Genomic DNA, 12055 nt, shown 5'->3' with positions numbered 1-12055 from the left:
CCTTCGAGTCCACTCCAGGCAAGCAACCGTCCCGGACGACACGTCGGCCGAGCACTCCGGGAGGAACCGCCTCCGCCGTCAGCGGCCGCCCTCCAGCGTGATCACCAGCGTCCTCAGCAGCCGGTTCAGCTCCTGCGGGCGGCCGTGCTCGGCGTCCTCAACATCGGCGCCTTCTTCTACTTCCTCTTCCTCGCCGCCTACCATCTTCCGGGCGGGGTCGCCGCGCTCGTCATGACCGTCCAGCCGATGATCGTGCTGCTCCTCGGCCCGCTCCTGCTCGGCGCCCGCATCCGCGCCCTGCACATCGGTGCCTGCGCACTGGCCGCCGCCGGCGTCGCGCTGCTGGTCCTCCAGCCAGGGGCCGGACTGGACGGCGTCGGCGTGCCGGCGGCTCTGCTGGGGGCCGTGTGCATGGCGTCGGGCATCGTGCTGACGAAACGCTGGGGACGGCCCGAAGGGGTCTCGCTGCTGGCGTTCACCGGGTGGCAGCTCACCGTCGGCGGCCTGGTCCTGCTCCCCGTCACCCTGCTCGGCGAACCGCTCCCGGACCGCCTGACCTGGACCAACGTCGGCGGCTTCGCCTACCTCGGCATCATCGGCGCGCTGCTCGCGTACGTGGTCTGGTTCAACGGCATAGCGAGGCTGCCGGCCCTCGCCGCCTCGTTCCTGTCGTTCGCCTCGCCGCTGTGCGCCACGGTCCTCGGCTACCTGTTCATGGGGCAGACCTTGGGACCGCTCCAGCTCCTGGGCGCGGCTGGGGTCGTCGGGGCGGTGGTACTGGCTCAGCGCGGCGAGGAGTCACCGCCGCGCACCACACCGCCCGCCTCAGGCGCCGAAGGCGGCCGCCACGGCGACGACGAGGAACATGAGCACGAGCACGGCCGCCATGATGCGGTTTCTGGTCTTCGGGTCCACCCTTCGAGCCTAACCGCACCACCGACCGCTCCCGAGCCCGGGCCCGTACCACCTCCCGGCCCGCGGCAGGCGTAAGCAGTCTCCGGGCGTGCCCCCGGGGCCAGGCCTATCGTTGTCCTACGCGGCTGCCCGCACGCCCGTGCGGCAGCGGGGAGGAGCGGCACGATGACCGTCGTAGACGACAGGATCGACATGGCCGACACCAGCGACGACTTCACTCTGGACGAGATGTTCGAGTGGCTTGAGCCCACCCCCGAGGGATTCAAGGTCGAGATCGTCGAGGGGACCGTCCATATGTCGCCGCAGCGGGACACGCGCTGGGAGATCATCCGCAGGATCGTCCGTGCTCTGGAGGACCGGTTCGGGATGGATGTGAGGGCCCTTTCGGACGTACGCATCGACTTCGGCGAAGGCGACGGCTTCGCCCCCGACATCGTGAAGCTCTTCGACAAGGCGGCCAAGAACAGCCATGGCCGCTGGCTCCCCGAGCACATCGAGTTCGTCGGCGAGGTCATCTCCAAAGGCACGGCCGCAGCCGACTACGGGCCCAAGAAGGACGCCTACGCGGCCGCCGGCGTCCCCGTCTTCCTCATCGTCGACCCGTACGTGGGCCGCTGCCTCCTCCACTCGGAGCCGAAGGACGGCGGCTACCACAAGAAGCTCGTCGTCGACTTCGGCCTCGACGTCGATCTCACCGACACCTCCATGGACCTGGTGCTGAAGACCGACGCCTTCCCGCGCGACTGACCCTCGACGACAGAACCGCCCCCGCCCGGTCCGGGCGGGGGCGGTTCTGTGTGAGTGACCTACGCAGCCGTCGCCAACTGCTCGCGCGGTACGAAACGGACATGCGGCCGACCCGGCCGGAGGTCGACCTTCAGGCGGAGGCCGCCGACGCGGGCCAGCGCGAAGCCGACGGCCAGCGCGGCGATCACCGAGATCGCGCCGCCGGACGCGAAGCCGACGCGGGCGCCGTACGTGTCGCTGATCCAGCCGACGATCGGCGCGCCCACCGGCGTACCACCGGCGAAGACCATCATGTACAGGCTCATCACGCGGCCCCGCATCTCCGGGTCGGCGGCCATCTGGACGCTCGTGTTCGCGGTGATGTTCGTCGTGAGGCCGAGCATGCCGATCGGGACCAGCAGGAGCGAGAACAGCCAGACGCTCGGGGAGAGCGAGGCGGCGATCTCCAGCAGGCCGAACGCCGTGCCCGCCGCCACCAGCATCCGCAGCCGCGTCGAGCGGCGGCGGGCCGAGAGCAGCGCGCCGGCCAGCGAACCGGCGGCCATCAGGATGTTGAAGAACGAGTACATGCCCGCGCCGCCGTCGAAGACGCCGTCGGCGAAGGCGGTGAGCCAGATCGGGAAGTTGAAACCGAACGTGCCGACGAAGCCGACCAGGACGATCGGCCAGATCAGCTCCGGGCGGCCACGGACGTACCGCAGTCCCTCGCGCAGCTGGCCCTTGGCGCGCGGCACGCGTACCGAAGCGTGGAGTTCGCTCGTCCGCATCATCAGCAGGCCGATGAGCGGGGCCAGGAAGGAGAGGCCGTTGAGCAGGAACGCCCAGCCGCTGCCGACCGTGGTGATCAGGACACCCGCGACGGCGGGGCCGATGAGGCGGGCGGACTGGAAGTTCGCCGAGTTCAGGCTGACCGCGTTGCGCAGCTGCGCGGGGCCGACCATCTCGGAGACGAACGACTGACGGGCCGGGTTGTCGACGACGGTCACCATGCCGAGGAGGAAGGCGACCAGATAGACGTGCCATACCTCGACGACGCCGGAGAGGGTCAGGACGGCCAGCGCGATACCGCACAGGCCGAGCATGGCCTGGCTGACGAGCAGGATCTGCCGCTTCGGGAGGCGGTCGGCGATGACACCGCCGTACAGGCCGAAGAGCAGCATCGGAAGGAACTGCAGGGCCGTGGTGATGCCTACGGCCGTGGCGGAACCCGTCAGACTCAGGACGAGCCAGTCCTGCGTGATGCGGGACATCCAGGTACCGGTGTTGGAGATCACGGCGCCCGTGGCGAACAGGCGGTAGTTGCGGATCTTCAGCGACGAGAAGGTCCCGCCGGTCTTGCTCTCGTGGGTGGAAGTCGGTGCGGGGGCGGAGTCTGCTCCGGGTCCCGTACTCAAAAGGGTTCATCTCCTCATGTGTCTGCGGTGTGCGGTCCGACGAGGACGTGACGACGGGCGCTCCGGCGGTGATCGTCTTCCCCGTACCGGCTGTCTCATCCGGTACGGGGACGGCGTCACCGCCGTCGCGCCCGCGGGGTCACAGGTGGGCGAGCTTCTCCAGCACGGGCGCGGCGGCCCGCAGCGTCTCCCACTCGTCCTCGTCCAGACCCTCGGCGAGGTGGGCCAGCCAGGCGTTCCGCTTGGTGCGGCTCTCCGCGAGCATGGCCTCGGCCTGCTCGGTCTGGCTGACCATCTTCTGCCGACGGTCATCGGGGTGCGGTTCCAGCCTGACGAGTCCCTTCGCTTCCAGCAGCGCGACGATGCGGGTCATCGACGGAGGCTGCACGTGCTCCTTGCGGGCCAGCTCACCGGGGGTGGCCGAGCCGCAGCGGGCAAGGGTGCCGAGCACCGACATCTCGGTCGGGCTCAGCGATTCGTCGACGCGCTGGTGCTTCAGGCGCCGGCCCAGCAGCATCACGGCCGAGCGGAGGGAGCTCACGGCGGCGGCACTGTCACCGTCGTGGATCAGGTCAGGCATGTTTGTTAGCGTAACTCATTACCCAAACTAAATACCACCCGGTGGTACGCGCGCGAGAAACCGATCACCCGAACGAGTGAGTCGGAAGCGGAAAGTGACGCGAAAAGCGCCCCCGGGCGGCGACCCTGCTCGGTATGGGATCGACAGTACTCAGCCTGCGGATAGACGGTGAGCTGCTCGACCGGCTCCGGCAGCACGCCGCCAGACGCGGAATGAGCGTCCAGGACTATGTGGTCCGGACGCTCATCCGCGACGACTTCGACGAACGCTTCAAGGCGGCCGTCGACGAGACGGAGAAGTTCTACGGGGAGACGGAGAGACTCTGCGGGCCGACGGGCCCTACGGTGACCGGAGACCCGATCACGTGAGGCCGAGCGCCGGCATCGCGTAGTAGAAGACGAAGACCGCCGACACCACGTACATCGCGATCGGGACCTCACGGCCCCGGCCCGCCGCCAGCCGCAGCACGGCGAAGGCGACGAAGCCGATGCCGATGCCGTTGGTGATCGAGTACGTGAACGGCATCATCACCATCGCCAGGAACGCCGGGACCGCGAGCGTGTAGTCGCTCCAGTCGATGTCCCGTACCGAGCCCGCGATGATCAGGAAGCCGACCGCCAGCAGGGCGGGTGTGGCCGCCTGCGACGGGACCATGGTCGCCAGCGGTGTGAGGAACAGCGCCACCGAGAAGAGCAGACCGGTCACGACGCTCGCCAGTCCGGTGCGGGCGCCCTCTCCGACGCCCGCGGTGGACTCCACGAAGCAGGTGGTGGCGGAGGAGGAGCTCGCACCGCCGGCCGCGACCGCGATGCCGTCCACGAACAGCACCTTGTTGATGCCGGGGAAGTTGCCGTTCTCGTCCATCAGCTTCGCCTCGTCGCCGACGCCGAGGATGGTGCCCATCGCGTCGAAGAAGCAGGACAGCAGCACGGTGAAGACGAAGAGGATGCCGGTCAGCAGACCGACCTTCCCGAACCCGCCGAAGAGGCTGACCTCGCCGAGCAGACCGAAGTCCGGCGCCGAGACCGGGTTGCCCGGCCACGACGGCGTCGTCAGGCCCCACGCGCCTTCCGGCAGGCCGGCCACCGCGTCGATGACCAGAGCGACCACCGTCATGGCGATGATCGAGATCAGGATCGCGCCGGGCACCTTGCGCACGATCAGCGCCAGCGTGAGCAGCGCGCCGAGCACGAAGACGAGGATCGGCCAGCCGGTGAGGTGGCCGTCGCCGCCGAGCTGGAGCGGCACGGTGGTGTGCGCGGCGTCCGGGATGCGCGAGACGAAGCCGGAGTCGACCAGGCCGATCAGCAGGATGAAGAGGCCGATGCCGATCGCGATGCCTTTGCGGAGCGAGCGCGGTACGGCGTTCATCACGCGCTCCCGCAGCCCGGTCGCGACCAGCAGCATGACCACGATGCCCGCGAGGACCACCATGCCCATCGCGTCCGGCCAGCTCATCCGCGGCGCGAGCTGGAGCGCGACGACGGTGTTGACGCCGAGCCCGGCGGCGAGCGCGATCGGCACGTTGCCGATGACGCCCATCAGGAGCGTGGAGAAGGCCGCCGAGAGCACGGTGGCGGTGACCAGCTGGCCGTTGTCGAGCTGATTGCCGTACATGTCCTTCGCGCTGCCCAGGATGATCGGGTTGAGCACGATGATGTACGCCATCGCGAAGAACGTGGCGAACCCGCCGCGCAGTTCGCGCCCGACGGTCGACCCCCGCTCGGAGATCCTGAAGAACCGGTCCACGCCGCCGGCGGGCTGCGGAGCCGAGGGCTGCGGGGAGTCGACCGGAGCGGTGGCCGAGGGGGGCATGGGTGACCTCAGTCGTACGTAGGGAGGTGAAGGAAAGGGCGACAGGTGATCGAAATTGGATGTTCAGACGAACAAATCGAGCCAGCCTCAAGCAGATTCAGTATGAATACATAAGGCGAAGATCGCTATCTCCGCGCGTAGACCCGCGTGGCCCATGGTCCGTCCGGCCCTCGCACGGCCCCCGCCCGGCCCCCGGTCTGCCGGTCCGGCGGCTCCGTACACTGAGGTCATGGAGAAGTGGACACCGAAGCACGAGGCGCCCGAGCCCTTGGAGGGCCCCGTCGTCTCCACCGTCGTCGGCGGCACGATCCTCTGGTTCGTCCTCTTCCTCGCCCAGCTCCCCTTCTACGGCTGGTTCGCCGACCGCGGCCACACCTGGTGGGTCTGGACGCCGCTGGCCGGAGCCGGTCTCGGACTGATCGGCATCTGGTACGTCCGCGGCCGCGACGCCGCCCTCAGGCGCCACGCGGCCCAGGCCGAGGCCAAGGACGCCGCCGGCGCCGAGGCGGCGGACAGCACACTCGGCCCCGACCGCCGAGCCTGACCGGAGAGCTACCTCCCTCGTACGAGGACCGGAGAGCTACCCCCCGGTACGAGGACCGGAGAGCTACCTCCTCCGTACGGGAACCTCGTCGCCTCCGTACGACCACGGGACCGGCTTGCTCCTCCCCTGGTCGGATCTTCCGCCCCCCGGCGGGTGATCCGCGCCGCACGCCCGTACCGTCTAATCCATGACGCAGCGGGCACTCGATTCCTCCGGGGAGCAGACCCCCGGATCCTCCCGGCCGGCCATGATCGACGCGGGGGCGGAACTCGACCCCGTGCATCCGGTCGAGCTACCGCCATCCGGCCATCGCGCCACCGGTCTCACCACGGCCGAGGTCGCCGAACGGGTGGCCCGGGGCGAGGTCAACGACGTACCCGTGCGCTCCTCGCGCTCGCTCACCGAGATCGTCCGCGCCAACGTCTTCACCCGCTTCAACCTGATCATCGGCGTGCTCTGGGTGATCATGCTGTTCGTGGCGCCGATCCAGGACAGCCTCTTCGGCTTCGTGATCGTCGCCAACACCGGCATCGGCATCATCCAGGAGTGGCGGGCCAAGAAGACCCTGGACAGCCTCGCGGTGATCGGCGAGGCGAAGCCGAGCGTGCGGCGCGACGGGACCGCCGCCGAGGTCTCCACCCACGAGATCGTCCTCGGGGACGTGATCGAGCTGGGACCCGGCGACAAGGTGGTCGTGGACGGCACGGTCGCCGAGGCCGAGAGCCTGGAGGTCGACGAGTCGCTGCTGACCGGTGAGGCCGACCCGGTGCTCAAGAAGCCCGGCGACCCGGTGATGTCCGGCAGCTTCGTCGTCGCGGGCGGCGGCGCGTTCACCGCGACCAAGGTCGGACGTGAGGCGTACGCGGCGCAGCTCGCCGAGGAGGCGTCACGCTTCACGCTCGTCCACTCCGAGCTCCGCAGCGGCATCAGCACGATCCTCAAGTACGTCACCTGGATGATGGTCCCGACGGCGATCGGGCTGATCATCAGCCAGCTCGTCGTGAAGGACAGCAACTTCAAGGACTCCGTGGCCCGGACCGTCGGCGGCATCGTCCCGATGATCCCCGAGGGCCTGGTGCTGCTGACCTCGGTCGCCTTCGCCATCGGTGTCGTACGCCTGGGCCGTAAGCAGTGCCTGGTCCAGGAACTGCCGGCCATCGAGGGCCTCGCGCGGGTCGACGTGGTCTGCCTGGACAAGACCGGCACCCTCACCGAGGGCGGCATGGACATCACGGAGGTCCGGCCGCTGAACGGGAGCGACGAGGCGTACGTCCACCAGGTGCTGCGCTCGCTCGGCTCCTCCGACCCGCGGCCCAACGCCAGCCTCCAGGCCATCATCGACGCGTACCCGGCGGGCGACAAGGGCGGCAAGGGCGACGAGGACGCCTGGACCGTCACCGACGCGATGCCGTTCTCCTCCGCCCGCAAGTACAGCGGCGCGGCCTTCACCGAGACCGACGACACCTCCTCCGCCTGGCTCCTCGGCGCGCCCGACGTCCTCCTCCCCGACGGCGACGCGACCCTCACCGAGATCGAGCACCTCAACGAGCAGGGCCTGCGCGTGCTGCTCCTGGCCCGCGTACGAGGCGAGCTGGACGCTCCGGACGCCGCCGACGGCGCCGCACCCACCGCTCTCGTCGTCCTGGAGCAGCGCCTGCGGCCGGACGCGGCGGAGACGCTGAAGTACTTCGCCCAGCAGAACGTGGCCACCAAGGTCATCTCCGGCGACAACGCCGTCTCGGTCGGCGCCGTCGCCGGAAAGCTGGGCCTGGCAGGCGCCGAGAACACCCTCGACGCCCGCAAGATGCCGACCGACCCGGACGAGATGGCCACGGCCATGGAGCAGAACGCGGTCTTCGGCCGGGTCACGCCGCAGCAGAAGCGCGACATGGTGGCGGCCCTCCAGTCGCGCGGCCACACGGTCGCGATGACCGGCGACGGCGTCAACGACGTGCTGGCGCTCAAGGACTCCGACATCGGCGTCTCGATGGGCGCCGGCTCCGAGGCGACCCGGGCCGTGGCGCAGATCGTGCTGCTGAACAACAGCTTCGCGACGCTGCCGTCGGTCGTCGCCGAGGGCCGCCGCGTGATCGGCAACATCACGCGCGTCGCGACCCTCTTCCTCACCAAGACGGTCTACTCGGTGCTGCTGGCGATCCTGGTGGTCTGCACCCAGGTGGAGTATCCGTTCCTGCCGCGCCACCTGACGCTGCTGTCCACGCTGACCATCGGCGTCCCCGCCTTCTTCCTGGCCCTGGCGCCGAACAAGGAGCGCGCGCAGCCCCACTTCGTACGCCGCGTCATGCGGTACGCGATCCCTTCGGGCGTCATCGCGGCGACGGCCACCTTCACCACCTACCTGCTGGCCCGCCACCACTACTCCGGCCCCGGCGCACTGGAGGCCGAGACGAGCGCGGCGACGCTGACGCTGTTCCTGGTCGCGATGTGGGTCCTGGCGATCATCGCCCGGCCGTACACCTGGTGGCGGATCGGCCTGGTGGCGGCGATGGGGCTCGGTTTCCTGATCGTGCTCGTGGTGCCGTGGCTCCAGGACTTCTTCGCGCTGAAGCTGGTCGGCACGACCATGCCGTGGGCGGCGGTCGGCATCGCGGTGGCGGCGGCCGCGCTGCTGGAGCTCAGCTGGCGGCTGGTGGGCCGGCGCTTCGGAGCCTGAGGACAGCACGGAGAAGCCCCCGGGAGGTCGATGACCTCCCGGGGGCTTCCGTATGGGCTCGCGGCTCTCAGTCGAACCAGCGGTCCCGCGCCAGCTCCTCCGTGCGCGACGGGTCCTCCAGCAGCGCCGCGACCTCGAAGCGCCTCGGCCACTGACCCGCCGCCCAGGCCAGACCGGCCGCGACGCCTTCCAGAGTCGCGGCGTGGACGACTCCGTCCCGGGTGCGGCGCCAGTCCAGTTCGACGCCGCCCGCGTGGAGCTCGGTGTGCTCGACGTACGTGGCCGGAGTGGCGGGGCCGAGCAGGACGCGGACGGAGTCCGGTACGCGGTGCTCCTCGCCCTCGCTGGTGACGTCCGCCTCGATCGTCTCGCCGAGCCGCCGCACCTGGAGCAGGTCGGCCAACTCGGCGGCCCGCGAAGGGGTTACGGGAAGCAGCGGCAGGCCATCGGTCAGCGGCAGCACGTCCGGCGCGTCCGCGATGACGGCGTCCGCCGCGTCGACCACGGCCACTTCACCGTCCACCACCGCGCGCAGCTCGTCCGGCAACGTCACCTGGTCCGGGTCGAGTTCGGCGAGAGCCGTGTAGAGCGCGTGCAGCTGTACGGGGGTGACGGGCCGGTCCTCGTCGGCAAGCCGGCCCAACAGCTCGGCCGCACCGCCCGGTTCGCCCAGGAGCGCGGCGACCGAGGTGCGCACTCCGAGGGCCCGCAGCACCTGCGCGTCGTCGAAGCCGGTGGCGTCCACCGCGTCGTACAGCCCGGCCAGCATCGGGTCACCGCCGGCCACGCGCAGTCCGGCGGGACGGCGGCCGTCGAGTACGGGATGGTCGCGCAGCCACCAGGCGGTGTACGGGCGCACGGACTGCGTCGTGCCGTCCGGCAGCAGCACCCGCACCGGCTGCGTCAGCGCGTCGCGCAGCGGCGGCTGGGCCAGCAGCGCGAGCGCCTGCGGCCAGGCGTCGTCGTCCACCAGATCCAGATCCCGTACGGCGACGATCTCCGTGGCCACCGGCGGCACCGGCGTCCCGGGCAGCTGGTCGAGGAGGTCCTCGCACCAGACGTCGACGGCGTCCAGCAGACCGGCGTCGTCGGGCTCGGCGAAGTCGCTGTCGCGGGGCTCCAGTTCGTCCGGGTCGAGGACGACATCGGTGGCGCGGACGAGCGCGAAGGTGGCGAGCACTCCGCAGGCGGTGAGCGACGCCTCGCCCCAGCGGTCGGCCAGTTCCTGGTCGACGAGGGCCAGTTCACCTTCGCGCATGATCTGCGCGAACGGGCTTCCGGGAAGGACGAGTTCGCCTGCCGGGGCCGGTTCGCCTTCCTCGTCGAGCAGAGCGAGCGCGCCGAGCCAGGGTTCGTCTCCGGGGGCCAGTTCGGCGTCGCGTACGAGAGTGAGGACGGTCTCGGCCAGCTCGTCGGCGTCGAGCGCGTCCTCGTCCCAGATCTCGCCCGCGTCCAGCGATCCGGCGACCGCTGCCCGCACTTGAGGAGTCGTCAGGACAGCGCGAGGCGTGGCGAGCAGGGCGCCGAGCTTCTCCAGGAGCGGGTGGGCGGCGTCCGGGTGGGCGACCTTGAGGCCGAGGCGGGCCAGGCGGGCGAGTACGGGGCCGGTGAGCGCGTCCGGGAGCGGCAGGAGGACCTGGCGGGGGCCGATGGTGGTGCGCGGCGGACGGCCCGCCTGCTCGTCTTCCGGGTCGCCGGCGAGCGGCACCGGGAGGCCGGTGAGGCGGTCGGGGTCGATGCCGGCGAGGCTGTCGTAGAGCCGGTGCCACCAGGCGGGGTCGCGCTCCAGACCGGCGAGGCGGTCGATGGCCTCGGTGAGCGGGACGCGGGCGACGCCGAGCGTGCGGAGCTCGGGGCGGCGTTCCAGGCCTGCGGGGAGCAGAGAGGGCAGCACCTCGGCGAGGACCCGTACGGTCGCGGCTCCGACGCCTTCGACGACCTCGGCCTCGACGGGCCGCAGGGCGGTGGTGGCGGCGCTCTCGTCCGTACGGCCCGGGTCCCAGTCGTCCGCCCAGCTCTGATCGACACCGGGCTCCCGGGGCGCGGCGGGCTCCAGGAACGCGATCCTCGGCAGCCGGGCCAGGATCGCGCCGCGCAGGGCTCCGTCCAGGCCGCCCTTGCCGAGCGGTCCCGGCACCAGGTCGATGGTACCGGTCGACACCGGCTGCCAGCCGCCGAGCAGATCGGCGTACGCGTCGGCCGCCCGCTCCACCAGGAAGTCGGTCAGCGGTCCGGGCGCCGGGTGGCGGCGGGCGGTGTCCAGCGGGAGGGAGGCGATGAGGAGGGCGGGGATGCCGAGGGGTTCGTCGGTGGGGGTCGGGGCGTGGACGACCGGCGAGGTACGCGGTGCGAGCGGGGCGCCGGACTCGTCGACCGGGACCGCCCAGGTGACCGACCAGTGCGGGCGCAGGCGCTCCTCGACCGGGCGGTCGGCGAGGAGCGCGGGCTCGACCGGACCGTGGTGGAAGACGGTGCGCCAGCGGTTCAGGCCGTATCCGGAGTCGTCGATGTGCGTGTACGGGCCGTGGGCCGAGCGGCTCAGGGTCCGTACGCCGTGCGGGGTCTCGATGACGACCTCGGCCAGGCCGGGCAGAGCCAGCAGCAGCGCGTCGTCCACGGCGTCCAGCAGGCGGGCGGCCAGGTCCTCGGCGGTGCCGTCGCGGAGCGGCAGGACGACGACGGTGTCGTACCCGTCCGGTGCGGAGCCCTCGGCGGGCAGCGGGAGGCGCAGCAGCGGTACGTGGCCGTCGCGGCGGCGCAGCTCGTCGCCGAGGCCCGGGGAGCCGACGGCGGCCTGGCCGGCCAGCTCGCGGGCCTCGGCCAGGGACCAGCGGACGCCTCCGTGGCGGCCGAGCACGGCCGGCTCGTCGCTGACCGCGAGGACGGCGGCGAACCCGACGCCGAACCGGCCCACGGCGGATTCGTGGCCCTCGCGCTTGGCGGAGGCGCGGAGGGTGGAGAGGGACTCGATGCCGGTGGCGTCCAGCGGTGCGCCGGTGTTGGCGGCGGCCAGGACGCAGCGGCCGTCGGGGTCGCCGGGGGCGGCGGGGTGCAGGGTGAGGCGGAGTTTGCCGGGGACGCCTCCGCGGGCGGCGGCGTCGGCGGCGTTCTGGGCCAGCTCGACGACGAGGCGGTCGCGGTAGCCGCCGAGCGCGAGGTCCTCCTCGGCGTTGGCGTCCTCCCGGAAGCGGGCCGGGCCCGCGCCCCAGGCGTCGAGCACGCCGCGCCGCAGCCGTGCCGTCCCGAACGGATCGGCCTCCTCGGTCGCATTCATGCTCACGCTGTCGACTCCGTCCGCGGTGGGTGGCGACTGGACCTGTCCCTGCCGCCCAGTGTGCGCCCGAAGGTACCGTGCACACGGACCGGACCCCCAGCCAACCCAAGCC

Annotated in this window: 8 protein-coding genes and 1 pseudogene; 5 read left to right on the top strand and 4 right to left on the bottom strand. The window is 71.2% G+C overall.

Translation table 11 applies throughout. The annotated features are described in order from the left end of the window. Positions 1-135: 135 nt before the first annotated feature. Positions 136-990, top strand: a pseudogene (locus ABZ267_RS21030) (EamA family transporter); the annotation flags it as partial. Positions 991-1080: 90 nt separating this feature from the next. Then, complete coding sequence (locus ABZ267_RS21025; RefSeq protein ID WP_356747324.1) at positions 1081-1662, top strand: Uma2 family endonuclease; 582 nt, start codon at positions 1081-1083, stop codon at positions 1660-1662. Positions 1663-1721: 59 nt separating this feature from the next. On the opposite strand, the gene ABZ267_RS21020 is transcribed toward ABZ267_RS21025, so the two are convergent. After that, on the bottom strand, positions 1722-3056 hold the full coding sequence (locus ABZ267_RS21020; RefSeq protein WP_356747322.1) for an MFS transporter: 1335 nt from the start codon (positions 3054-3056) through the stop codon (positions 1722-1724). A 139-nt stretch (positions 3057-3195) separates the two neighbouring features. Next, positions 3196-3636, bottom strand: coding sequence for a MarR family transcriptional regulator (locus tag ABZ267_RS21015; RefSeq protein WP_356747320.1), 441 nt, complete (start codon positions 3634-3636; stop codon positions 3196-3198). Between the two features lie 134 nt (positions 3637-3770). Between ABZ267_RS21015 and ABZ267_RS21010 the strand changes: the two genes are divergently transcribed. After that, complete coding sequence (locus tag ABZ267_RS21010) at positions 3771-4004, top strand: hypothetical protein (protein WP_356747318.1); 234 nt, start codon at positions 3771-3773, stop codon at positions 4002-4004. Here the strand turns inward: ABZ267_RS21010 and ABZ267_RS21005 are convergent. Then, positions 3997-5451, bottom strand: coding sequence for an NCS2 family permease (locus ABZ267_RS21005; RefSeq protein WP_356747316.1), 1455 nt, complete (start codon positions 5449-5451; stop codon positions 3997-3999). The genes ABZ267_RS21010 and ABZ267_RS21005 overlap by 8 nt on opposite strands. Before the next feature lie 229 nt (positions 5452-5680). Between ABZ267_RS21005 and ABZ267_RS21000 the strand changes: the two genes are divergently transcribed. Then, positions 5681-5995, top strand: a complete 315-nt coding sequence (locus ABZ267_RS21000; protein ID WP_356747314.1) for a DUF2530 domain-containing protein — start codon at positions 5681-5683, stop codon at positions 5993-5995. A 187-nt stretch (positions 5996-6182) separates the two neighbouring features. Continuing rightward, positions 6183-8669 (top strand): HAD-IC family P-type ATPase, encoded by a 2487-nt coding sequence (locus tag ABZ267_RS20995; RefSeq protein WP_356747312.1) that lies wholly within the window; start codon positions 6183-6185, stop codon positions 8667-8669. Between the two features lie 67 nt (positions 8670-8736). Here ABZ267_RS20995 and ABZ267_RS20990 read toward each other — a convergent pair whose 3' ends face one another. Then, positions 8737-11943: a molecular chaperone Hsp90 gene (locus tag ABZ267_RS20990; protein ID WP_356747841.1), complete on the bottom strand. Its 3207-nt coding sequence runs from the start codon at positions 11941-11943 to the stop codon at positions 8737-8739. Between the last annotated feature and the right edge of the window lie 112 nt (positions 11944-12055).

Source organism: Streptomyces sp. NPDC006174 (assembly GCF_040614075.1).
Classification (GTDB): domain Bacteria; phylum Actinomycetota; class Actinomycetes; order Streptomycetales; family Streptomycetaceae; genus Streptomyces.
Note: the sequence above shows the minus strand (reverse complement) of the source record. Positions and strands in the feature narration are given on the sequence as shown.

Bases quoted from the DNA above. Each gene is read 5' to 3' on its own strand.
- ABZ267_RS21025 (WP_356747324.1), top strand. From the start codon at position 1,081: ATGACCGTCGTAGACGACAGGATCGACATGGCCGACACCAGCGACGAC.
- ABZ267_RS21015 (WP_356747320.1), bottom strand. From the start codon at position 3,636: ATGCCTGACCTGATCCACGACGGTGACAGTGCCGCCGCCGTGAGCTCC.
- ABZ267_RS21010 (WP_356747318.1), top strand. From the start codon at position 3,771: ATGGGATCGACAGTACTCAGCCTGCGGATAGACGGTGAGCTGCTCGAC.
- ABZ267_RS21005 (WP_356747316.1), bottom strand. From the start codon at position 5,451: ATGCCCCCCTCGGCCACCGCTCCGGTCGACTCCCCGCAGCCCTCGGCT.
- ABZ267_RS21000 (WP_356747314.1), top strand. From the start codon at position 5,681: ATGGAGAAGTGGACACCGAAGCACGAGGCGCCCGAGCCCTTGGAGGGC.
- ABZ267_RS20995 (WP_356747312.1), top strand. From the start codon at position 6,183: ATGACGCAGCGGGCACTCGATTCCTCCGGGGAGCAGACCCCCGGATCC.
- ABZ267_RS20990 (WP_356747841.1), bottom strand. From the start codon at position 11,943: ATGAATGCGACCGAGGAGGCCGATCCGTTCGGGACGGCACGGCTGCGG.